Below are 21260 nucleotides of genomic sequence, written 5' to 3' on the forward strand. Positions count from 1 at the left end.
CTTGCACGACTATGACGACGGGGACCGCGGGAACTCATCGCGCCGGGCCCCGCGGCACCGGCGCCGAGGGGGATCAGGCGGGGACCGCCGACATCGTCCGGCACAGCCACGACGGCATGCCGAGCGAGGCGGCGCCGCCGCTCTCCAGCCAGTCGAGCAGCCGCGGCGCGTCCGGGCCGGGGACCGCCGGGAACGCGGACCGCAGGCCCGGCTCCTCCGCCCACGCGCTCGCGCCGTAGACCGACAGCGCGCCGAGCTCCGACGGGTCGCCCGCCGGCGCGGCGAGCCACTCCAGGAACCGCGACTCCCCGGCGGGGGCGAACGGGTTCGGCGGGAGGGGCGCGCCCGCCGCCTCCGCCGCCATCAGCGCCCGCCGGTAGAGGCGGCGCATCCGCGGCTCCAGCCGCAGGCCGCCGGGCAGCTCGTCGAGCCCGTACGGGCTGCGGCGCAGGGTCGCGTGCCCGCGCTCCTCGAGGCGTGCGGCGTAGTCGTCGCAGATCTCCCGCAGCAGCGGGTGCTCGTCGAGGCGCACCCGGGGGTCGGGGCCCTGGTACTTGCTGAGCAGGTGCGGGCGCGCCGGGTCATAGCCGCTGAAGTGGAAGAAGACGAGGGGACGGCCGTCGACCGTCCAGCCGTCGTCGTCGCGGCCGAGGGTGCGCACCGGCAGGTTCCAGTAGGCGACGTTCACCTCCGGCAGCCGCATCACGTGGTGCCGGAAGTAGCAGGGGACCAGGTCGATCCACTTCTGGTCGACGAACAGGCCCTGCGGCGTCGCGTCGATGCAGTGGCGGGCGAGCCGGCCGGCCCACCAGTCCAGGAACGGCCCTCCGCCGGGGCCGACCGCCACGAAGCCGAGGTTGAAGACCCCGCACGCGAGGAACGCCGCCTCGTACGGGTGCTTGCCGTCGTCGGGCAGCGGCACGGTGTTGTGGGGCGTCAGCACGATGTCCTCGGCGCGCGCCATCCGCTCGATCTCGTCGAGGGGGCGGAACACGAGGATGTCGGGGTCGAGGTAGGCGACGGGCTCACCGGTCGCGTCGAGCAGGTGGCGCATCAGCGTCGGCTTCACCGCCGTCGCCAGCTCCACCACGCCGTAGATCGTCGCCATGCGGTCGAACTCGTCCTGGGTGAAGCCCGCGCCCGTCGGCCCGACCACGTGCACGCGGGGGTCGTCCGACTCGACGCGGTCGTCGCCCATGTCGATCACGAGGATCGTGAAATCCCCCTCGGGGCACGCCTCCACGAAGGAGTCGGCGAGCGCCGACGCCTGGGCCAGGTAGTTGCGGGCGACGATGGTGCAGGCGTTGATCACGCGACGGCCTCCAGCGGGGGGATGGCGGCGTGGCCGCCGAGCACGACGGATTCGGGGACCTCGACGGGCGTCACGGCGGCGCCGGCGCGCACCGCGGCGAGGGAGGTCAGGACGCACGTCTCGCGACCGGTGGCGCCCGCGATGCGGGGGGCGACGGCGCTGACCCCGGCGCGGGCGAGCGCGGCGCGGAGGGGCGCGAGCCAGCCGGGGGCCAGCACGACGTCGGAGGTGACGAGCAGCACGGCCTCCCCGTCGGCGCGCGCCACGCCCTCCGGCCACGCGGCGGCCGCCCCGCGGGGCACGGGGTTCGTGACGACGGCGATGTCGCCGGCGAGGGACGCCAGCAGGTCGGCGGTGCCGTCGCGCGACCCGTCGTCGACGACGACGGCGGTGACGTCCTCGACCTCGGAGCAGGTCGCCACGGCCGACGCGATGAGGCGCTCCAGCCCCGCCCGGTCGTCGTGGGCGTGGATGACGATCGCGAGACCCGCGGCCGGGTCGCGCGGGAAGGCGTCGGCCCCGCGGGCGACGGCGGCCTCCACGGGGATCGCCATGCCGGAGGCCTCGTGCAGGCGCAGCAGGAACGCGTCCTCGTGGGCCGTGTCAGCGGTCGCGGTGATCGGCGGGGCCGCCACCGGCGGGGCGGCGGCGACGTCCGCGGCGCGGGCGTACGCGGCGTCGCGGGCGGCGGTCCAGGCCCCCCGGTCGGCCATCGCGGCCACCGCCGCGGCGGCCGCGGCGCCCGCCCGCGCACGGCCGGCGGGGTCGGCGACGAGGCGAGCGATCGCCGCGGCGTACGACTCGGGGGTCGGGGCGCGCACGTGGGCGGCGCCGAGGGCCGGCTCGTCGATGTCGTAGGTGGCGGCCTGGGGGCGTGGCGGCTGGTGGCTGACGACGCACATCCCGGCGGCGGCGGCCTCGAGGGCGGCGGTCAGCGAGGAGCAGGGGTAGCCGTCGAGGAAGACGTCGCCGGCGGCGAGGACCCCGGACAGGTCGTGCACGGTGCCGAGGGCCCGCACCCGACCGCCCGACCGCTCCCGGGCGGCGGCCCAGTCGCCCGCGTCGTCGGGGCCGACGGCCAGCAGCACCGTCTCCGGCAGGGCCGCGACGATGGGCTCCACCAGGTCGAGGAGCCCGACGTCGTCGATGCGCTCCAGCTTGTAGGCGGACGCGACGACCAGCAGCGCGCAGGCCCCGGGGGGGACGCCGAGGGCCGCGCGGGCGGCGTCGCGGTCGGCGGCGACGACCGGCGGGTCGACGGGGACGGGCAGCACCGCCGTCCGCTCCGCCGGCACGCCGCGGCGGGCGACGGCCATCCGCGACGCGGCGGCACGCGGCGAGACGACGAGGTCGGGGACGTCGGCCCCGAGCCAGAAGCAGTGGTCGGCGTGGTTCACGTGCAGCACCGGGGGGCGTCCCGCGCGGTCGGCGAGGGCGATGGCGGCGGCGACCTCGAACGGGTGGACGTGCAGGACGACCAGGTCGCAGTCGTCGACGAGCGCGGCGAGGGCGCGTGCGCGGGCGAGGGCGTCGTGGCCCTCGACGTGGTGGAGGGCGCCGCCGCGGTCGCGGACCGCGTCGCGCAGGCCCTCGGGCACCGGTCCGCGCTGGCGGGTGAGCGCCACCACCGGCACGCGTCCGGTGTCGCGCTCGATCCACCGCCACGCCATGCGCGAGTGGCCGCCGACGCCCGCCACCTCGGTGGCGACGTGCAGCACCCGCGGCGGGCCGTCGGGACGCGCGCCGCGCGGGGTGCGCGGACAGGTGCGCAGGCCGATGGAGCGGAGCGCGCCGTCGATGGCGGGGCTCGCGACGACGCCCGTGGGGCTGTGCCACGCGTGGTCGCCGGCGATCTGCGCCCAGGCTGCGGCGAGGGCGTCGTCACCGCCGTCCGCGAGGCGCACGACGCGCTCCTCGAGGGCGGCGAGGGCCGCCCGGTGCGCGGCGACGCGCGCGTCCGCGCTCATGCGCGGGGCACGGCCCGGACGCCGATGTTGGCGAGCAGCGCGGGCGGCAGCTCGGGGCTGATGCCCGTCAGGGCCTCCATCAGCGCCGGCGGCCAGTCGAGCATCATCGCGTTCGGGACGCACTTGAGCGTGAACCCGAACCGGTCCTCGACGTCGAAGCCCGCGGCGGCGAGGTCGTCGGCGAGGGTGTCGAAGCCGTAGACGCGCAGGTGGCCGACGAGGCCGTCGCGGGCCGAGAGCGTGTCGAGGCGGTCCTGCAGGCCCATGCGGACGGCGAGGCGGCGGTGCAGCGACTCGCGGTTCGGCACGACCACGACGAGGGCGCCGCCGGGGGCGAGCCACCCGCGCACGCGCTCCATCAGGGAGCTCGGCGAGTCGACGTGCTCCATCACGTGCAGCGCGAGCACCGCGTCGTAGACGGGGCCGGGGTCGAAGTCCTCGAACATCGCCTCGTGCACCACGAGGCCCGGGTGGGCGTCGCGGGCGCGGGCGGCGAGCAGGGGCGATCCCTCGACCACCTCGGCCTGCATGCCGCGGCCGAGCAGCTCGGCCGCCATCTCGCCGGTGCCGTACCCCATGTCGAGCACCCGGCGGGCGTCGCCGGCGGCGGCCGCGATGCGGGGGGCCGAGAGGCGCTGGGCGCGCTCCTCGATGTCGATGTCGTCGACCGCGTCGCTGAGGTAGTACGTGCGGGCGTAGCGGTCGAGCGCGGCGGGCGTGAGCGTCACCGGGTCACCTCCTCGGCTCGCAGGCCCTGGATCACCTGCTCGTTGAACGAATCCGCGCCGAACGCTCCGGCGCCCCCGACGATCTCGGCGGGGAGGGCCGCGCGGTCGAGCGCCGCGGCCGACGCCGCGAACGCCTCCATCGCGTTGCGGGAGGGGTCGGGCGCCCCCGGCCCCGTCAACCGGTGGACGACCTCGACGGCCGCACCCTCGCGCACCACGCCGCACCCGGTGAGGCTCGCGCGGACGGCGGCGGGGACGTCGTCGGGGTCGATGTCGTGGCGCAGCTCGACGACCAGCAGCACGCGGCCGGGCGCTCCGGGCCCGCCGGGGCTGATCCGGAACGCCGGGATCGCGGGGTCGGGGGCGTGCACCACGCTCGGCAGGGCGAGCACGTCGGCCTCGTCGACCTCGGCCCAGGCCATCGCCATCGGGACGCGGCCGGGGGCGAAGGGCGCGCCGACGGCGGCGAACAGCTCCCCGGCGCCGACGCCGATGACGGGGTGGACGGCGCGGCGGACGACCTCGTCGGCGAAGCGCAGCTCGGTGACCGCGTCACCGACGCGGGTGGCCGAGGTGAGCGTGGCGACGGGCGTGACGGTCGCGAGCGCCGAGGCGCGGATGCGCGCCAGGAGCGCGTCGACGACGTCGCCCATGCCGCCGGGCTCGACGGTGTGGAAGGGGCGGTGCGGCCGGTACCCCGTGTCGCGGCCCTCCGCGGCGCGCTCCAGCGTGGCGGGGTGGAAGAGCGGCATCCAGACCTTGCGGCGCAGCGCCGCGGGCACGATGCCGGCGCCGCCGGGGTGGATCTTGGCGCACATCGGGGCGATGAACCGCGCGTGGAAGCCCTCGCCGTGGTTGAGGCGGGACGCCTCCTCCAGCGAGCAGCCGAGCAGGTCGCGGCCGTCGCCGAGCACGCCGGCGTCGCCGCCGCTGCGGCGGGCCGCGCCGGCCTCCGCGGCGGTGCGCCGGGCGGCGTCCTCGCCGAGCGCGGCGCGCAACCCCGCGAGGTCGACGGTGAAGTAGATGTCGTCGTGCAACCGGCCGTCGAGGGCCATCGCCGGCCGGTCGACCTCGCGCAGGCGGTCGCCGACGAGGTCGACGACCCAGTCGCGGACCCGGCGCACGAACGCGGCGTGGGCGGTCGGGCCGGGGCGGTAGTCGGCGAGGGGCGGCGGCGGGCCGGCGTCCTCGCGGTCGATCTCCAGCAGCCGCACCCCGATGGGCAGGCGGCGTCCGCCGAGCTCGATCGGGCGGAAGCCGCCGCCGACGCCGCGCCGCGGCAGCAGCAGCTCGACGGGCCGGCCGCGGCGCAGGGCGGCGTCGGCCGCCACGAGGGCCGCGACGGAGCCGCCGACGACGAGGAGGCGGTCAGCGGGCACGGAGCACCAGGTAGGTCATGGCGCAGTGGTCGGGCAGGTGCCGCGCGGCGCGCTCGAAGCCGTCGAGCACCTCGTCGGGCAGGCCCTCCATCATCGCGTTGGGCAGCGGCTTCAGCATCACGCCCTCGCGGGCGACGGTCGCGAGCCCGGCGCGCCACGCCATGTCCATCAGCTCCCGGGCGTGGTGGACGCCGCGGGTCGCGTAGCGGTGGCCGTTCTCGGAGACCTCGGCCACGTCGGCGATGAGGCCCATCTCGACGGCGACGAGACGGTGGATCGAGAGGGGGTTCTGCAGGGAGACGTGCACGAGCCCGCCGGGGGCGAGGACGTCGCGGGCGCGGCGCAGCAGCCCGACCGGGTCGGTCATCTCGTGGAGCAGGTTGCAGGCGAGCACGTGCGCGAACCCGTCGCCCGCCAGGTCCTCCCACCCCGGCTCCTCGAGCGCGGCGCGCACGAAGCGCGCCCCCGGGAGGTCGCGGGCGCGTGCGCGCTCCAGGTACGACCCGGCGTGGTCGATGCCCGTCACCCGGCCGCCGGCGGCGGCGACGGGGACGCTCATCAGGCCGGTCGCGCAGCCGAGCTCGAGCACCCGGTCGCCGGGGGCGACGCGCTCCGCGACGCGGGCGCCGGTCGCGCGGGTGTAGCGGCTGTCGAAGTCGCGGTCGGGGTCGTAGATCGCGGCGTAGCCGGGGGTCGCGGTGCTCACCGGGTCCTCACGAGGTCGAGGCGGAGGCTCTCTCGGGCGAGCACGCTCCGCTTGAACTGGATGAGCCCCTGGTCGGGCACGCCCGCGATGCTCGACGGGCCGAGGTCGAGGACCAGGGCGCCCTCGCCGAGGACCTGCGCGACGAGGAGGTGCGCGAGGGCGTTCATGGGGGAGCGCGGCAGGTCGTGGCCGGCGTCGCCCCAGTAGACGACCAGCTCGCGGCGGGGCGCGACGCGGTAGACGAGCGCCGCCGCGCAGGGGGCGCCGGCGTGGGTGAGCGTGAACATGCGGATCCGCCCGGGGAGCGCGTCCCGGGCCCGGAGGACGTAGCCGAGCGGCAGGGCGAGCGTCCGGCCCTTCGCGGCGCGGTTCGCGGCGAGCAGTGCGTGGCCGGTCGCCCAGGCGGCGTCGTCGGCCGCGGCCTCCAGGGCGTACGGCTCGCCGAGGGCGTGGCGCACGGCGCGGCGGGCCGGTGAGCGCAGCGCCGCGACGTAGTCGTCGGCGCCGGCGAAGGGCGCGAGGTCGATGTGGAAGCTCAGCTCGCACCCGGCGACGGCGAAGCCGAGGTTCAGCAGCGCGAACTGGACGGCGGTCTCGGAGCCCGAGTAGTGCGCGGGCCGGGCGGTGACCCGGATGGTCCGGACGCCCTCGTCGTCGAGGCGCGCGACGGCGGACGCCAGGGTGGCGGTGACGTTGGCGGCGGTCTCCGCGTCGCGCACGAAGTCGGGGCCGCCGAACGGCGCGCTGTGGCCCGAGTGGAAGCGGTCCCCCTCGACGACGCCGACGAGCGAGCCGACGAGGCGCCCGTCGGCCACGTGGTCGAGGCGGCGCAGGGTCTGGCCGGGGCGCAGGTTGAGGGCGTGGAACGCCTCGGTCGAGAAGAGGCCGAGGTGGTCGGCGCCCACGGGTGGCGCGGCGGTGGCCTCAGCCATCGGCGCCGTCCCACGCGGCGACGGCCTCGAGCACCCGGTCGACGTCGGCGTCGCCGAGCTGGGGTCCCATCGGCAGGCTGAGCGTCTCGCGGGCGAGCCGCTCCGCGACCGGAAGGTCCCCGGGCCGGAGGCCCATGTCGCGGTACGCGCCGGACAGGTGCGGCGGGGTCGGGTAGTGCATCAGCGTGCCGACGCCCCGGCGGGCGAGGTGGCCGGCGAGGTCGTCGCGGGCCGGGGTGTGCACCGCGAAGACGTGCCAGGCGTGGACCGCGCCGGCGGGGACGACGGGGAGCCGGACCCCGGTGAGGCCCGCGAGGTAGCGGCCGGCGATCGTGGCGCGGCGGGCGTTCCACGCGTCGAGGTGCGCGAGCTTCACCGCCAGGAGGGCGGCCTGCAGCTCGTCGAGGCGGCTGTTGAACCCGCGTTCGTCGTTGACGTACTTGCGCCGCGACCCGTAGTTGCGCAGCGAGCGCAGGCGCTCGGCGAGGTCGTCGTCGTCGGTGGTGACGGCGCCGCCGTCGCCGATCGCCCCGAGGTTCTTCGTCGGGTAGAAGCTCCAGGCCGCGGCGGTGCCGAGCGCGCCGGCGCGGCGGTCGTGCAGGGCGGCGCCGTGGGCCTGGGCGGCGTCCTCGAGCACCGGCAGCCCGTGGCGGGCAGCGAACGCGCCGATGGCGGCCATGTCGGCGGGCAGGCCGTAGAGGTGCACCGGGAGCACCGCGCGCGTGCGCGGCGTGCGGGCCGCCTCGAGCCGGGCGGGGTCGATGTTGCCGGTCACGGGGTCGGGCTCGACGGGGACGGGCACGGCGCCCGCCCGCGACACGGCGAGCCACGTCGCGATGTATGTGTTCGACGGCACCAGCACCTCGTCGCCGGGGCCGACGCCGAGGGCGAGCAGGGCGAGGTGCAGGGCGTCGAGCCCCGAGCCGACGCCGACGCAGTGGCGGGTGCCGGCGTGGTCCGCGAACGCCCGCTCGAAGGCCTCGACCTCGGGGCCGAGGACGTACCAGCCGCTGCCGAGCACCCGCCGGGCGGCGGCGTCGAGCTCCGCCGCCAGCTCCTCGTAGGAGGGCAGCAGGTCGAGGAACGGCACCCGGGCGGGTGCGCCCGTCGTCACCTCGGGGTCCGGACGACCCGCAGGAACTCGTCGTAGTCGCGGTAGTAGTCGGCCTCCGAGAAGTGCTCGGAGGCGAGCACCAGGGCCACCGACCCCGACGAGAAGTTGGTGAGCTGCCCCCACACCATCGGCGGGAGGTACACCCCGGCGTACGACCGGTTCAGCGACCAGGTGCGGGTCGCGACGCCGTCGTCGGCGGTGACGTCGAAGCTGCCGGACGCCGCGATCACGAGCTGCTGCAGCTCGCGGTGGGCGTGGCCGCCGCGGTCCTCGCCGCCGGGGACGTCGTAGAGGTAGAACACCCGCCGGCACTCGAACGGGATGTGCCGGTTCGACTCGATGAACGTGAGGTTGCCCCGCGGATCGGTGATCCGGGGCAGCGGGACGACGCGCGCCGGCCCGTGCGGTCCGTCGCCGACGGGGGGTCCGTCGACCGCGGCCTCGGTCGCCCCTCCCAGGAGTCGCAGTCCCATGCCCCCCCATCGGCAGGAGGGGTCCCGGGTTTAGCGCTCCCGCCCCCCGGCCCCGACGGGCGGCCTCCGGGCGCGGACGGTGTAGATCAGCGGGATCTCCGGCGCGCCCTCGGGAAAGCGGTAGACGCGGGCGTCGTCGTCGCGCCGCAGGAACGGCCAGCGCAGGTGGAGGGTCTCCACCCGCTCGTGGAGGGCCTCGATCACCAGGCCCTCCGCCAGGAGGGCGCCGACGACCGCGCCGAGCGGGTGGACCCACTCGACCGAGCGGTTGTGCACCGTGACGGCGTCGGGGTCGGCGTAGCTGCCGGACATCTCCCACGCGAGCGCCTCGCCCTCGCGGTACCGCAGCATCGGGCGTACCTCGTCGTCGGCCATCACCTGCTCGACGGGGTGGAACTCGGTGAGGTGCAGCACGCCCCCGGGACGCAGCAGGCGGGCGACGACGTCGGCCCAGCGGGTGATGTCGGGCAGCCAGCAGAGCGCGCCGAGGCCGGTGTGGATGACGTCGTAGGTGCACCCGAGCGCCTCGGGGGCGTCGTGGACGTCGGCCACCACGAACCGCGCGTCGATGCCGAGCTCGGCCGCGAGGCCACGCGCCGCGGCGATCGCCGCCTCCGAGAAGTCGAGCCCGGTGACGCGGGCCCCACGCCGGGCCCAGTCCAGCGTCTCGAGGCCGAAGTGGCACTGGAGGTGCAGCAGGTCGCGGCCGTCGACGGACCCCATCTCCTCGACCACGAAGGTGGGCAGCGCCGCCGCGCCGGCGCGGAACCCGTCGACGTCGTAGTAGCTGCTCGCGACGTGGATCGGGGCGAGCTCGTCCCACATGGCGCGGTTCAGCGCCACGGGATCACCGGCCCCGCCGCCGGCGGCGGCGGGGTCCGGGTGGTGCCCTCCGGTCAGCCCGTCGGAGCGGTCGACGTGTCCGGGACGTCGGTCGTGTCCGGCACGACGTCGGGGACGCCGTCCTCCGCGGTGGTGCCATCGTCGGCCGCGGCGGTGCCGGTCGGGCCGAGCAGCACGATCACGTCGGCGTCGGGCGCCTGGGCGAGCGCGGGCTCGTCGGCGGACGCCAGCTCCGGGTCGGACAGGCCGAGGTCCTCCGCGACGCGGGCGGCACGCGGCGCGGCGCCCTGGCGGTAGAGGACGAGGTCGGACGTGACCGGGAGGGGCGCGTTGCCCTCCGTCACCTCGACGTAGCCGATCTGGCGGGCGTCCTCGGCGGTGCTGGCGGCCAGGCCGCTCTCACCGGATCCGTTGAGGACGGCGAGCGAGATCGTCGCGCGCGTCCCCTCCGCGCTCGGCTCGACCCCCGCCGACACCTCGGCCGCCGGGGCCGTCACGGTCCTCGTCTCGGTGATGGTGGTGGTGCCACCGCCGCCGCTGCTCACGACGTAGCCCACGAAGAGCCCGCCCACCAGGGCGGCGGCCACGATCGGCAGCCCGAAGGTGCGCGCCCGTGTTGGCGGCCCGCCACGGCGGCGCGGCCGGGGCGGCTCGTCCCAGTCGTCCTCGTCCCAGTCGGATGGTTCGCGGCTGCTCACGTCGAGCCCCCTCGTCGTCTCGTGCACGTCCCCACGACTTGCACGGCGACGGCCGGACTCCTGCGCGGGGGGTTCAGCGCAGCCGGACGACCAGGGGGCGCTTCCGGGCCGCGGCGGTCGCCGCCGGGCGCAGCGTGATGGTGCGGTTCACCCACGGGCGGGACGCGTAGCGCTCGCGTGACGCACGGTCGAGGCCGGTCCAGACGACGACCCGGTACCGCCCGGGACGCAGGCGCACCTGGCGGGCGGGGCGGTCGGGGAACAGGGACGCGACCTTCCTCGCCCGGCTGAAGACCTGGAGGTTGTAGAAGCGGGCCCGCCGGTCGTGGCGCCACCCGAACCGCACGGCGCGGGGTGCGGCGCTGCCCGCGGGCGCCGCGCCCGCGGGGCGGCGCACCACGATGCGGGTCGTCATCTCGCGCGTCGTCCCGCCGGGCACCGTCGCCCGCAGCGTCACCCCGTGGACGGCGGGGCGCGCGCCCGGCGGGATCCCGACGACGACGAGCGCCTGGTGGTCGGCGCCCGCGACCGGAACGATCGTCCCCGGGCTCGGGGCCGCCGACGCGCCGGGAACACTGGTGGTGGCGCTCAACGTCACCGCGAGGGCGGGGCCGCGCCCCCCGTGGCGGAGGGTGAAGGGCACCGCGACGACCGACCCCGCGGGGGCGGGGATGCCGGTGGCGCCGGCGACCACCGCGAGGTCCTGGGTCGCGACGCTCAGGTCGGTCGCGATCTGGCCGCGCCCGGGGGCGTCGGCGCAGACGACGACGCCGTCGGCGCCGTCGCCCCGCAGGGCGGTCAGGTCGTCGCCGCACGCCACGGGGCGGCTCGCGGGGGTCGCGGCGGTCACGGAGCGGGCGCCGACGACGGGACGGTACGGAAAGGGACCCGCGAAGGCCGCGCCGGGGGTCGCCGGCAGCCCGAAGTCGGCGCTCACCGCCAGGCCCGCCGCCGACGCCGCGGCGGTGTGTGTGAACGGCTCCGACAGGTAGCCGACCCAGCGCATCCCCGGGGGGGCGGGCGCGAGGCGCTGCAGCTCCGCGGCGTAGCCCTCGCTCGCGGCGAACGCCACCCGGGCCGACGCGAGGGTCGCGGGGGCGGCGGAGCCGGCGGGGATGCGGTACCCGAGCAGCAGCTGGCCGGAGGCGCCCTCCCCCGGCGCGGTGTCGGAGTTGCCGCGGCCGTTGCAGCCGGAGGTCTGGGCGGCGCACACGACCACCGAGACGCGCACGTCGCCGATCTGGGTCGGCTGCGCCGCCCCGGCGGAGCGGAAGCCGACGCACCCCGTCGCGAGGGCGGCGATCGCGACGACGGCGGCGCACCCCACCCCCCGCCGCACCCGGCGGGGCACCGTCCTTATCAGGAGCAGGCCTCGGGGTACCGCACCTCGGGGAGCTCGCCGACGCTCATCTCGCTGACGTAGCGGCCGGGGATGCGCGCCAGGCGGCCGACGGTGAAGACGTACCGGCGGGTCGGCTGGGCCTTCGGGCGGGGGCGGTAGACGAGGTCCACGCCGCCGGCGTCGACGTTGCGGATCGCGGCGAACGGCCGGCCGTACCGGCTGCGCACCTCCTCCTCCGACGACGCGAGCCGCACGCCCCTCGTGGTGAGGTTGTAGAAGTTGATCGACGTCGTCGACCCGACCGTCGCCCGCCGCACGACGCCGTCGGTGAGGATGAAGTAGACGCCGTCGTACTCCCCCACCTGCTCGAGGACGGCGCACGACCCGTTCGTCTGGGTGATGCGCAGACGCGACGACGTGGCGGCGCGCGCCTGGGCGGTCGTCATCCCGATCTTCACCGGGCCGAGGCCGTCGGGGCCGAGGCGCGCCTCGTCGAGCGGTGGGCGGGCGCCCGCGGCCGGCCCGGCGAGGACGGCGGCGCCCGCGGCGAGGGCGACGGCGAGCAGGACGGCGGGGCGGCGGACGGTCACGGCGGCGCGCATGATCACCCGTGGGAGGGCTCCGCGTCCAGGCCCCCGGGCACGGATGCCCGTGCGGATCGGCGCTCCGGTAGCGTCGCCTGCGTGGAACGCCCCTCCTCCCCCGACGCCCGCGAGAGCTTCGACCGCAGCGCCACGGTCTACGACGACCACGTCGCGTTCAACCGCGAGGGCGCGCGGCGCCTGGTCGCCTCGGTCCCGGAGGGGACGTACCCGCGGCTGCTCGACGTCGCGTGCGGCACGGGCTTCGCCGCCCTCGCGGCGATCCCGCGGCTCGGGGTGGAGCACGTCATCGGGGTGGACGCGTCCGCCGCGATGGTCGGGGTCTTCCGCGAGCGCCTCGCCGCGCACCCCGGCGTCACCGCCGACCTGCGGGTGTGCGACGTGATGCGCACCGAGGTCCCCGACGGGACGGTCGACCTGGCGCTGTGCGCGATGGCGCTCCACTGGTTCGAGGAGCGCGCCGCGGCGGTCGCCCTGATGGGGCGGACGCTGGCGCCCGGGGGCGTGCTGGCGGTGCTCGCGCCCGGCCCGGAGCACGACCGCGAGACGGTGGAGCGGGTGCGCGCCACCGGCGACCACCACCTGATCCGCCTCGCCGACGCGATCGAGGCGAACGAGGTGACGCCCGAGGCGCTGACCCGCTACCTGTCCGGCGCGGGCCTCGAGGTCCTCGACCTGTGGACCGAGACGCGGTGGCGCGTCACGACGGCCGCGGCGTACGGCGCCCGCCTCGACGCGGTCGCCAGCCACCTCTGGTCGGACCTCGCCCCCGGCGACCGGGCGGCGGTGGCCGCGCGCCTGCACGCGCTGCTCGACGGCGCCGCCGGGCCGGACGGCCTCTACCGCTACTCGTTCGTCAAGGTCTTCGGCGTGGCGCGGGCGCCCGGGGCCTGACCGCCGGGTTCGGCAAGCCCGCAGCGGCATCCGACGGATCCCCGATGGCGGCGCCCCCGGGGGGGCGGGAGCATCCCCGGCGCACACGACCGGGGGAGGCACCCATGGACCACGAGGACGTCGCCGTCGCGACCAGGGGCGAGGAGCTCCTCATCGACGGGCTCATGCGCCACTACGACGCGACGGTGGTGCGCCACGAGGTCGTCGACGCGCCACCCGCGGTCGTCTGGGACGCGCTGCGCGACCTCGACCTCGCGGAGGTCGGGGCCGGGGCGCCGGTGGCCCGGCTGCTGATGGCGGTGCGGGGCCTCCCGGAGGCCGTCGTGCGGCGGCTGCGCGGCCGGCCGGCCCCACCGCCGCCGGAGCGGCTGCCGCTGGTCGAGCCGGAGCGGATCGGCTGGATCATGCTCGGGCAGCGGCCCGGCCGGGAGCTGGTGGTCGGCGCGGTCGGGCACTTCTGGACGCCGTCGATCCGGTGGCGGGAGGACGTCGGGGCGGACGGCTTCGCCGCCTTCGACGAACCGGGGTGGGCGGCGATCGCCTGGGGCTTCACGCTGCGGCCCTACGGCGAGGGCCGCACGCTTCTCACCACGGAGTGCCGCACCCACGCCACCGACGCGGCGGCCCGTCGCGGGTTCCTGCGCTACTGGCGGCTGGTGGGGCCGTTCGCCGCGTACATCATCGGGCTGTCGCCGAAGGCGGTGAAGCGGCACGCGGAGGCGGCGCGGTGACGCTGCCGGGGCCCGCGGTCAGACGGGCGGGTGCTGCCAGCGGAAGAACCCGATGAGGTTGCCGTCGAGGTCGAGCACGGCGAACTCGCGGGTGCCGAAGTCGGTGGCGGCGACGTCGTCGGAGGCCGGGTGCAGCACGTCGGCGCGGCGCATCTCCTCGAAGAGCGCGTCGACGTCGGCGACCTCGATGCGGCAGCTCGCGGTGCCGGCGAGGAACGACTCGGCCCCCGAGATCACGGGCTGCTCGCCGGCGTCGGGACGGCCGCGCCAGCGCTCGTCGGTCGCACCCCACAGGTGCAGGACCGCGTCGTCGCGCGTCAGCACCGCGAAGCCCGTGTCGATGTGGGGCGCGTCGAAGCCGAGGCGGTCGCGGTAGAAGTCGACGGCGGTCCCGACGTCGCGGACGGGCAGGGCCGGGATGGTGCGGTGCATGCCGGCCGCGGCGCGTCGCGGGGAGGGGGTCATGGGGCGAGTATCGCCCACCGCGGCGGCCGTGACGAACGGGCCTCGATCATCGAACACATGTTCGCTATCGTGCCCGGCCCGTGCACGCCTCCGTCGACGACCTCGTGACGTTCTGCCGCCTCAACATCGGCGAGGACGACGCCGAGCGCCTCGTGGGCTGGATCGCCTGGCGGACGGGGCGCAACCAGGCGATGGCCGGCGCGGGGCCGGCCATCGAGAGGCTGGAGCACGCCGCCGAGAACTGGCTCGACGACGACCGGCGCGGACGCCTGCTGGCGTGGCTCGCGCGGCGGGTGGCCGAGGGCCGGCCGCCGGTCCCGGACTGACGGTCCGGGACCGGCCGCGGACTCAGGCCACGGGGCCGTTCATGCGGTGGCGCGTGTGGTACTCGTCGTTCAGCAGCACGACCTGCTTCGCCCGCCGCAGCGCCATGTTCACGACGATCGGCGCGCGCAGGTTCACCGTGATCTCGCTGGGGTTGCCCGGCACGGTGAGGATCGCGAAGACGCGGGCGTCCTCGAAGTTCTCGAGGCCGAGGTCCGTGGCGTCGGCGTCGGCGATCTCCGGGGAGTACTCGGGGAACACGCCCCACGGGTCGGTCACGACGAACGCGTGGAACGGGCGCTCGACGGCCTGGAGCCAGAACACGCTCGCGCTCGGCCGGCCGTCGCGCTTCACGTGCTCCACGAGGGCGTAGCCCGCGCAGTCGGGGAAGCCGGCCAGCGGCTCGCAGACGGTGATGACGCTGTCGGTCGCGATCTCGACCGCGCCGAGGGCCTGGGACGGCACGGCGATCGTGGTCGCCGCGGTGTCGGTGCTCATCGTCGGCTCCACCCTCTAGCCGAGGAGCTGCAGGATGCTCTGCGGCGCCTGGTTGGCCTGCGCGAGCATCGCGGTGCCCGACTGCTGCAGGATCTGGTTGCGGGTGAAGTCGATCATCTCCATCGCCATGTCCGCGTCGCGGATCCGCGACTCGGCGGCCTGGAGGTTCTCGGAGGTCAGCTCCAGCCGGCCGATGGTCTGCTCGAGCCGGTTCTGGATGGCGCCCATCGAGGCCCGCTGGCTGTTGACCGAGCGGATGGCGGCGTCGATCGAGGCGATGGCGGCGGTCGCCGACGCGGCCGTCGAGACGGCGATGCCGGAGACGCCGAGGTCGGAGGCGCTCATCGTGCCGATGGTGAACGCGATCACCTGGGCGCCGTTCGCGCCGACCTGCAGGGTGACGGCGCTCGCCGCGGTCGCGACGGAGCCCGACAGGATCTTGATCCCGTTGAACTCGGTGTCGGAGGCGACCCGGCCGATCTCGGACGTGATCGACTGGACCTCGCGGTCGAGATTGTTCCGCTGGAGGTCGGTGAGCGTGCCGTTGGCCGCCTGCACCGCCAGGTCGCGGACGCGCTGCAGCATGTCGCTCACGCCACCGAGGGCGCCGTCGGCGACCTGCACGAGGCTGACGCCGTCGAGCGCGTTGCGGGAGGCGACGTTCATGCCGCGGATCTGGGTCCGCATCTCCTCGCTGACCGCGAGGCCGGCGGCGTCGTCGGCGGCGCGGTTGATGCGCAGACCCGAGGAGAGCCGCTCCATCGTGCCACTCAGCTTGTTGTTGGTGGCGGAGAGCTGCCGATGGGCGTTCTGCGCCTCGACGTTGTTGTAGATCCGCAGACCCATTTCAGAAGTCCTTTCTCGCCTGTCGATCCGCCGCGGTGGCGGCAGCGGGCGGATGCCCGGAGATGACCTGCGACGGGACTTCCGTGTCCTTCGTCACCATGTCGTGCCCACCGACCATCCGGGTCGGTGTCCGTCTGCGGACCTCAGGTTCGGGGTCCGCCCCCCGCTCATCGGACCGCGCACCGCGGACTTGAGTTCCGAGTCCCCTCACCGCAGGAAATCGACGAGGGAGGGCTGGATCACGCGCGCGCCGGCCGCGAGGGCCGAGCGGTAGACGGTCTCCTTCATGGTCAGGTCCGTGATCGCCTGGGCCATGTCCACGTCCTCGATCCGCGAGAGCTGGTCGCCCGTCGCGATCTTCTGCGCCTCGAAGCGGCTGGCCGTGAGCTCGAGCCGGTTGACCTTCGCGGCCTGCTCCCCGCGCAGCGCGCTGATGTTGTCCTGGTGGGCGTCGAGGGCGCCGAGCGACCGGGTGATCCCGTCGAAGTCGCTCGTCCGCAGGGAGTTCGAGAGGTCGTCGAGCACCGTGAAGATGTCGGCGGTCGCCCCCGGCGGGTCCTGCAGGCGGTCGGCCGTGATGTTGACGCTGATGACCGAGCCCTGCGCGACCTCGCGGTTGATGAGGCTCGTGTTGACGGGCGCGGCGGCCGTCTCGGTGGCCGGGTCGAAGGGCGGCCGGTCGGTGGCGGTGCCACCGAAGATGTACCGCCCGCCGATGCTGCTGTTCCCGATCTCGACGAACTGGCTCTTGAGGCTGTCGACCTCCGCCGCGATCAGCGCACGCGACTCGGCCGACAGGGTCCCGTTGCCACCCTGCACCGCCAGCTCCCGGGCGCGCTGGGCGACCTCGAGGGCCTGGCCGAGCGCACGGTCGGTGGTGTTCATCCAGGTGAGCGAGTCGTCGATGTTGCGGCCCCACGCCTCGCCGGCCTTCTGGTCGCGGCGCAGACCGAGGGCGATCGCGATGCCGACGGGGTCGTCCGACGGGGTGAGGATGCGCTTGCCCGTCGACACCTGTCGCTGCGAGTCGGCGAGCGATCGGTAGTTGCCCTCCAGATCGGCCAGGAAGTTCCTGGTCATCTGGCCGGTGCTCATGCGGGTGACCATCGCGCTCCCCCTAGCGTCCGACGACGCCCATGCGGCTGATGATGGTGTCGAGCATCTCGTCGAGAGTCGTCACCATCCGCGCGGCGGCGTTGTAGGACTTCTGGAACCGGACCATGTCCGACATCTCCTCGTCCAGGTTCACGCCGCTCACGCCGTCGCGGCGTGCCTGGGCGGCCTCGAGGACCCCCTGCTGGACCTGCGCCATCCGGCCGGCCTGGTCGGTGTCGACGCCGATGCGGGCGACCATCTGCTGGTAGAAGCCGTCGAGCGTCGTCGTCGAGGTGCCGATGGTCTGCACCACGAACTGCAGCTGCGCGAGGTCGACGGCGTTGTCGGCGCCGGCGGGCAGGTTGCCGGCGGTGTCGCTCGCGGCGATCGCGTCGACCGACGCGGTGATCGCGGCGGACACCCCGAGCGTCGCGGCGGTGGTGCCGGTGAAGAAGGCCGTGCCGGTGGTGCCGTCGAGGCCGAAGCCCGCGGCGTGGCGGGTGTTGACGGACGTCGCGACGGCGGCGGCGAGCGTGTCGAGCTGCGCGATGTAGCCGGTCGCGCCGCCGATGACGGTGTCGCGGATGTCCACGAGGCCGCGGAGGCTGCCGCTGGTGACGGTGGTCGCCACGCCGTTGACGGTGGCGGCGCCGGCGGCGTCGATGGCGAGGGCCCCGACGGTGTCGGTGGTGCCGTCCACGAGGAGCTGGGAGCCGACGGCGATGGAGACCTTGCCGTTGGCGCCCGGCTCGGTGACCGTCACGTTCGCGAACCCGGCGATCTGGTCGATCAGCACGTCGCGCTGGTCGCGGAGGTCGTTCGGCTCCTGGCCGACGGCGACGACCATCGCGATCTGCTTGTTCAGCTCGTTGACCTGGCCGGCGAGCTCGTTGACGCGCTGGACGCCGAGGCCGATGCGGGTGTCCGCCTCGCTCCGCGACGCGGTGAGCTGCGCGCTGACGTCGTTGAAGCCCTGGGCGAGCGCCTGGCCGGCGTGCCGGACGGTCTCGCGGGCCGCGGCGGAGTCGGGCTGCAGCGACAGCGCCTGCCACGAGCCCCAGTACTGGCTGAGGAGGTGCGTGAGGCCGGTGTCGCCGGGCTCGTCGATGATGGTGTCGATCGTCGAGAGGGCGTCGGCCTTCGCCGAGTAGTTGCCGACGTCGGCGCTGGTCGCCCGGTAGTTGAGGTCGACGAACTGGTCGCGGAGCCGGGCGTGCTGGGTCGCGACGACGCCGGTGCCGAGCTGCCCGGGGCCGACCGGCATGTTGAGCGCCGGGTAGGGCGTCGGCGTGTTCGCGGCCATGTCGACGCGCTGGCGCGAGTAGCCGGGCGTGGTCGCGTTCGTCAGGTTGTGCGAGACCGTGTTGAGGGCCCGCTGCTGGGTGACGACGCCGCTGAGCGCGACGTTCAGGCCGAAGAAGGTGGATGCCATCGCCGTCGTCCCCTACGCGGCCGTGTTGAGGAGCATCGGGACGGCGGGCGCGTCGGCCGCCCGGCCGCCGGTCGCGCTGTAGGCGCGGTGGGCGGTGCGCGGGTCGGGCCGGGCGAGGCTGCGGATCGAGAGGTCGAGCAGGTCGAGCTCCTGCCGCACGAGCTGCCCGTTGATGGTGTTGGCGAGCTCGAGGTCGCGCACCAGCGTCTCGACGCGCTCGACGCGGGGGGCGATCAGCGAGCGCTCGTCGTGGGCGAGGACCTCGCGCAGCGCCGACCAGCGGGTGGCGGCCAGCCCGACCTCGTCGGCGAGCGCCTCGGCGGCGGCGGCCCGGGCCTTCTCGATGCCCGCCATGCGGCGGATCTCGAGCTCGATCTCGGCGGCGACGGCGTCGACGTCGGCGTGGCGGCCCTCGATGATCGCGGGGCGCTGGCGGAGCACCAGGTCGAGCAGCAGCTCCTGGGCGCGGACGAGGTCGGCGAGCCGGTCGGCGAGTTCCTGTGCGGCGGGCCGGATCACGACGTCCGCGTCCTCATGCCGAGCGGGCGCGGCGCCGACGGGCGAGCGGCGTCCACGGGGGCGGGGCCGGCGGCCTCGCGGGCCGCGAGGTCGCGGCGGATGCGCTCCTTGAGCTCCTCGTCCTCCATCGATGCGGTGGCGGCGCCGACGAACTCGAGCCGGCCCTCGCGGACGAAGGCCATGATGAGCGACTCCTCGACACCGGTGGACTGGGCGGCGTCGGCGACGGACGCGCCGCGGTTGTCGAGCAGCCACTCCCGGACGTCCTGGTAGCGGCGCTCGCGGAGGTCGATGCAGTCGGCGCAGTAGCCGCGGGGCAGGAACGCGAACAGCCCGCCGCAGCCCTTGCACGATTCGACGGGGCTCATGCGGCACCCCCGCCCATCTGGCGCTCGATGACGTCGGCGAGGCCGATGCCGCCGGAGCGGGAGATCTGGTCGCCGAGCTTCTCGGTCATGAGGCCGGTGTAGAGCGGGTTGCCCTTGGCGACCTCGGTGCTCTTCATCATCTCCTCGACGAGCATCGACATGAAGACGCCCTCGAAGGCCTCGGCGGCCTCGCGGATCTTCGGGTCGGAGGTGGTCGCGGCGGCGGCGGGCGCGGCGGCGGGGGGCGCGGCGGCGGTCAGGCCGGCGACGGCGGTGCTCATCGGCGCAGCCCGTTCGCCATGCCCATCATCTCGTCGCTCGCCATGACCACCTTGCTCGACGCCTCGAAGGCGCGCTGCGTGGTGATCAGCGAGATCATCTCGGTGCCGACGTTGACGTTCGACGCCTCGAGGGTCCCCTGGGTGAGGGGTCCGCGTCCGGCGGTGCCGGGGGCGCCGAGGCTCGCGGCCCCGGAGTTGGCGGATGCGGTGAAGAGGTTGCCGCCGGCCGCCAGCAACCCGGAGGGGTTGGTGAAGGAGGCGGTCTGGATGGTGCCGAGCGTCGTGATCTTCCCGGCGACGGTGGCGGTGACGGAGCCGTCGGGCGAGATCGTCAGGTCGCCGGCGCCGGCGGGCACCTGGATGCGGGGCTGCAGCAGCTCGCCGGTCGGGGTGCCGATGCGTCCGTTCGCGTCGACCTGGAGGTTCCCGGCGCGGGTGTAGGCGAGCGTCCCGTCGGGGCGCGTCACCTGGAAGAAGCCCTCGCCCTGGATCGCGACGTCCATGTCGCGCCCGGTGTTCTGGAGGCCGCCCTGCTCGTGTTCCTTGTTGACGCGGCCGGGGGCGGCGCCGAGGCCGACCTGGCCGGTGCCGCCGCCGGGCAGCTGGAAGGGCTGGTAGGCGAGGTCCACCAGGTCGAGGCGGTCGCGCTTGTAGCCGGAGGTGGTGGCGTTCGCCAGGTTGTTGGCGACCACGTCCATGCTGGTCTGCTGGGCGGTCATGCCCGATGCAGCCGAGTACAGAGCGTCCATCATCTGCCCATCAGCCTCCGTGTCGTCATGCGTGACGGCGGGGCCGGCGGAGAGTCCGTTGCGAGCGGGGCGGTGCGGGGTGGGGGCCGTCGATCCGTCGGGCCCCCGGAGCTTCCGTCACGTCGGGACGGTCCGGCTCGGGTCATCTGCTCGCGCTGTGGCTCTCGTTATCCGACCGCACCCACCTTCGAGATCGAGGCCTGGAGGGCCTCGTCGTGTGACTGGACCGCCTTCTGGTTCGACTCGAACGACCGCATCACGCGGATCAGATCGACCATCTCGGTGACCACGTTGACCGTGCTCGACTCGAGGTGGTTCTGTCGGACCTCCGCCGTCGGCGCGCCCTTCGGCGTGCCGGTCAGCAGGTTCTGGCTCATCTGCTGGATCGACGCGGGGTCGAGTGCCGTGAGCATCAGGCGCCCGCGGACCACACCCCCCTGCGTGATCGAGCCGTCGATCCCGACCTTCAGCTCGCCACGGTCCAGCGTGATCGGCCGGCCGTTGTCGCCGAGGACGGCGTTGCCGTCCTTCGTCACGAGCCGGCCCGCGGTGTCGAGGCCGAACGAGCCGTCGCGCGTGTAGCGGCGGCCGGCGGGGGTGTCGACGGTGAAGTGGCCGTCGCCGACGAGCGCCATGTCGAGCGTGTTGCCGGTGAACCTCAGCGCGCCCTGGGAGTCGATCATCGAGATCCCCTCCACCTGGGCGCCCATCGTCAGCGGACCGACGTCGGCCGTGCCGGGCATCCCCTGGCTCTTGAGGAGCATCTCCTGGAAGGGCGAGGCGACCGACTCGCTGCGCTTGAAGCCGGTGGTCGTGGCGTTCGCCAGGTTGTTGGCGATCACGTCCTGGCGTGCGCTCTCGGCGAGCAGTCCGCTCGCCGCGATGTAGATCCCTCTGATCACACCGGGCCTTCCGTGGAGAATCCGTTCGCAGGGCCTATCGGCACGGCCCGTGCGCCACTT

Annotated in this window: 25 protein-coding genes; 3 read left to right on the forward strand and 22 right to left on the reverse strand. The window is 75.2% G+C overall.

Annotated elements, in window-relative coordinates; translation table 11 throughout:
* Positions 1 to 73: 73 nt before the first annotated feature.
* From IU369_RS14155 to IU369_RS14210, 12 genes are all read right to left on the reverse strand, one after another.
* A complete protein-coding gene (locus IU369_RS14155; protein WP_217921630.1) occupies positions 74 to 1312 on the reverse strand; it encodes a hypothetical protein in 1239 nt (412 codons plus the stop codon).
* The gene (locus IU369_RS14160; RefSeq protein ID WP_217921631.1) at positions 1309 to 3279 is read right to left on the reverse strand and encodes a glycosyltransferase; all 1971 of its coding nucleotides are present in this window, start codon (positions 3277 to 3279) and stop codon (positions 1309 to 1311) included. The genes IU369_RS14155 and IU369_RS14160 overlap by 4 nt, the downstream gene beginning before the upstream one ends.
* On the reverse strand, positions 3276 to 4007 hold the full coding sequence (locus IU369_RS14165) for a class I SAM-dependent methyltransferase (RefSeq protein WP_217921632.1): 732 nt from the start codon (positions 4005 to 4007) through the stop codon (positions 3276 to 3278). The genes IU369_RS14160 and IU369_RS14165 overlap by 4 nt, the downstream gene beginning before the upstream one ends.
* Positions 4004 to 5386 (reverse strand): hypothetical protein, encoded by a 1383-nt coding sequence (locus IU369_RS14170; protein WP_217921633.1) that lies wholly within the window; start codon positions 5384 to 5386, stop codon positions 4004 to 4006. The genes IU369_RS14165 and IU369_RS14170 overlap by 4 nt, the downstream gene beginning before the upstream one ends.
* On the reverse strand, positions 5376 to 6092 hold the full coding sequence (locus IU369_RS14175) for a class I SAM-dependent methyltransferase (RefSeq protein WP_217921634.1): 717 nt from the start codon (positions 6090 to 6092) through the stop codon (positions 5376 to 5378). The genes IU369_RS14170 and IU369_RS14175 overlap by 11 nt, the downstream gene beginning before the upstream one ends.
* Positions 6089 to 7024, reverse strand: coding sequence for a GNAT family N-acetyltransferase (locus IU369_RS14180; protein ID WP_217921635.1), 936 nt, complete (start codon positions 7022 to 7024; stop codon positions 6089 to 6091). Before IU369_RS14180 ends, IU369_RS14175 begins: the two co-directional genes overlap by 4 nt.
* Positions 7017 to 8138: a DegT/DnrJ/EryC1/StrS family aminotransferase gene (locus IU369_RS14185; RefSeq protein ID WP_217921636.1), complete on the reverse strand. Its 1122-nt coding sequence runs from the start codon at positions 8136 to 8138 to the stop codon at positions 7017 to 7019. Before IU369_RS14185 ends, IU369_RS14180 begins: the two co-directional genes overlap by 8 nt.
* Complete coding sequence (locus tag IU369_RS14190) at positions 8135 to 8611, reverse strand: sugar 3,4-ketoisomerase (RefSeq protein WP_217921637.1); 477 nt, start codon at positions 8609 to 8611, stop codon at positions 8135 to 8137. Before IU369_RS14190 ends, IU369_RS14185 begins: the two co-directional genes overlap by 4 nt.
* A 30-nt stretch (positions 8612 to 8641) precedes the next feature.
* Positions 8642 to 9454 (reverse strand): class I SAM-dependent methyltransferase, encoded by an 813-nt coding sequence (locus IU369_RS14195; RefSeq protein WP_217921638.1) that lies wholly within the window; start codon positions 9452 to 9454, stop codon positions 8642 to 8644.
* A 53-nt stretch (positions 9455 to 9507) separates the two neighbouring features.
* A complete protein-coding gene (locus tag IU369_RS14200) occupies positions 9508 to 10152 on the reverse strand; it encodes a LytR C-terminal domain-containing protein (protein WP_217921639.1) in 645 nt (214 codons plus the stop codon).
* A gap of 73 nt (positions 10153 to 10225) precedes the next feature.
* A complete protein-coding gene (locus tag IU369_RS14205) occupies positions 10226 to 11503 on the reverse strand; it encodes a hypothetical protein (protein ID WP_217921640.1) in 1278 nt (425 codons plus the stop codon).
* 8 nt (positions 11504 to 11511) lie between these two features.
* On the reverse strand, positions 11512 to 12084 hold the full coding sequence (locus IU369_RS14210) for a hypothetical protein (RefSeq protein ID WP_217921641.1): 573 nt from the start codon (positions 12082 to 12084) through the stop codon (positions 11512 to 11514).
* A 93-nt stretch (positions 12085 to 12177) separates the two neighbouring features.
* Between IU369_RS14210 and IU369_RS14215 the strand changes: the two genes are divergently transcribed.
* A complete protein-coding gene (locus tag IU369_RS14215; RefSeq protein WP_217921642.1) occupies positions 12178 to 12990 on the forward strand; it encodes a class I SAM-dependent methyltransferase in 813 nt (270 codons plus the stop codon).
* A 104-nt stretch (positions 12991 to 13094) separates the two neighbouring features.
* Complete coding sequence (locus IU369_RS14220; protein ID WP_217921643.1) at positions 13095 to 13721, forward strand: hypothetical protein; 627 nt, start codon at positions 13095 to 13097, stop codon at positions 13719 to 13721.
* Positions 13722 to 13739: 18 nt separating this feature from the next.
* Here IU369_RS14220 and IU369_RS14225 read toward each other — a convergent pair whose 3' ends face one another.
* Positions 13740 to 14186: a bleomycin resistance protein gene (locus IU369_RS14225; RefSeq protein WP_217921644.1), complete on the reverse strand. Its 447-nt coding sequence runs from the start codon at positions 14184 to 14186 to the stop codon at positions 13740 to 13742.
* 80 nt (positions 14187 to 14266) lie between these two features.
* Between IU369_RS14225 and IU369_RS14230 the strand changes: the two genes are divergently transcribed.
* On the forward strand, positions 14267 to 14512 hold the full coding sequence (locus IU369_RS14230) for a hypothetical protein (RefSeq protein WP_217921645.1): 246 nt from the start codon (positions 14267 to 14269) through the stop codon (positions 14510 to 14512).
* A 22-nt stretch (positions 14513 to 14534) separates the two neighbouring features.
* Here the strand turns inward: IU369_RS14230 and fliW are convergent, their stop codons facing one another.
* From fliW to IU369_RS14275, 9 genes are all read right to left on the reverse strand, one after another.
* Positions 14535 to 15008 carry a flagellar assembly protein FliW gene (gene fliW / locus IU369_RS14235; protein ID WP_217921646.1) on the reverse strand — a complete coding sequence of 158 codons (474 nt, stop codon included), beginning with the start codon at positions 15006 to 15008 and terminating at the stop codon, positions 14535 to 14537.
* Between the two features lie 15 nt (positions 15009 to 15023).
* Entirely contained in the window at positions 15024 to 15848 is an 825-nt protein-coding gene (locus IU369_RS14240) for a flagellin N-terminal helical domain-containing protein (protein WP_217924377.1), read from the reverse strand.
* Between the two features lie 213 nt (positions 15849 to 16061).
* A complete protein-coding gene (flgL, locus tag IU369_RS14245; RefSeq protein WP_217921647.1) occupies positions 16062 to 16949 on the reverse strand; it encodes a flagellar hook-associated protein FlgL in 888 nt (295 codons plus the stop codon).
* Positions 16950 to 16971: 22 nt separating this feature from the next.
* Positions 16972 to 18381 (reverse strand): flagellar hook-associated protein FlgK, encoded by a 1410-nt coding sequence (gene flgK, locus IU369_RS14250; protein ID WP_217921648.1) that lies wholly within the window; start codon positions 18379 to 18381, stop codon positions 16972 to 16974.
* A 12-nt stretch (positions 18382 to 18393) separates the two neighbouring features.
* Positions 18394 to 18900: a flagellar export chaperone FlgN gene (flgN, locus tag IU369_RS14255; RefSeq protein ID WP_217921649.1), complete on the reverse strand. Its 507-nt coding sequence runs from the start codon at positions 18898 to 18900 to the stop codon at positions 18394 to 18396.
* Positions 18897 to 19268, reverse strand: a complete 372-nt coding sequence (locus IU369_RS14260; RefSeq protein ID WP_217921650.1) for a hypothetical protein — start codon at positions 19266 to 19268, stop codon at positions 18897 to 18899. The genes flgN and IU369_RS14260 overlap by 4 nt, the downstream gene beginning before the upstream one ends.
* The gene (locus IU369_RS14265) at positions 19265 to 19549 is read right to left on the reverse strand and encodes a rod-binding protein (RefSeq protein WP_217921651.1); all 285 of its coding nucleotides are present in this window, start codon (positions 19547 to 19549) and stop codon (positions 19265 to 19267) included. The genes IU369_RS14260 and IU369_RS14265 overlap by 4 nt, the downstream gene beginning before the upstream one ends.
* Complete coding sequence (flgG, locus tag IU369_RS14270; protein WP_217921652.1) at positions 19546 to 20301, reverse strand: flagellar basal-body rod protein FlgG; 756 nt, start codon at positions 20299 to 20301, stop codon at positions 19546 to 19548. The genes IU369_RS14265 and flgG overlap by 4 nt, the downstream gene beginning before the upstream one ends.
* 164 nt (positions 20302 to 20465) lie before the next feature.
* Positions 20466 to 21200 (reverse strand): flagellar hook-basal body protein, encoded by a 735-nt coding sequence (locus tag IU369_RS14275; protein ID WP_217921653.1) that lies wholly within the window; start codon positions 21198 to 21200, stop codon positions 20466 to 20468.
* Positions 21201 to 21260 lie beyond the last annotated feature (60 nt).

The sequence above is a fragment of the Miltoncostaea oceani genome (genome assembly GCF_018141545.1).
Taxonomy (GTDB): Bacteria; Actinomycetota; Thermoleophilia; order Miltoncostaeales; family Miltoncostaeaceae; genus Miltoncostaea; species Miltoncostaea oceani.

Coding starts and splice junctions, on each gene's coding strand:
- IU369_RS14260 (WP_217921650.1), bottom strand. CDS start 19,268: ATGAGCCCCGTCGAATCGTGCAAGGGCTGCGGCGGGCTGTTCGCGTTC.
- IU369_RS14220 (WP_217921643.1), top strand. CDS start 13,095: ATGGACCACGAGGACGTCGCCGTCGCGACCAGGGGCGAGGAGCTCCTC.
- fliW (WP_217921646.1), bottom strand. CDS start 15,008: ATGAGCACCGACACCGCGGCGACCACGATCGCCGTGCCGTCCCAGGCC.
- IU369_RS14225 (WP_217921644.1), bottom strand. CDS start 14,186: ATGACCCCCTCCCCGCGACGCGCCGCGGCCGGCATGCACCGCACCATC.
- IU369_RS14160 (WP_217921631.1), bottom strand. CDS start 3,279: ATGAGCGCGGACGCGCGCGTCGCCGCGCACCGGGCGGCCCTCGCCGCC.
- IU369_RS14265 (WP_217921651.1), bottom strand. CDS start 19,549: ATGAGCACCGCCGTCGCCGGCCTGACCGCCGCCGCGCCCCCCGCCGCC.
- IU369_RS14180 (WP_217921635.1), bottom strand. CDS start 7,024: ATGGCTGAGGCCACCGCCGCGCCACCCGTGGGCGCCGACCACCTCGGC.
- flgK (WP_217921648.1), bottom strand. CDS start 18,381: ATGGCATCCACCTTCTTCGGCCTGAACGTCGCGCTCAGCGGCGTCGTC.
- flgL (WP_217921647.1), bottom strand. CDS start 16,949: ATGAGCACCGGCCAGATGACCAGGAACTTCCTGGCCGATCTGGAGGGC.
- flgG (WP_217921652.1), bottom strand. CDS start 20,301: ATGATGGACGCTCTGTACTCGGCTGCATCGGGCATGACCGCCCAGCAG.
- IU369_RS14190 (WP_217921637.1), bottom strand. CDS start 8,611: ATGGGACTGCGACTCCTGGGAGGGGCGACCGAGGCCGCGGTCGACGGA.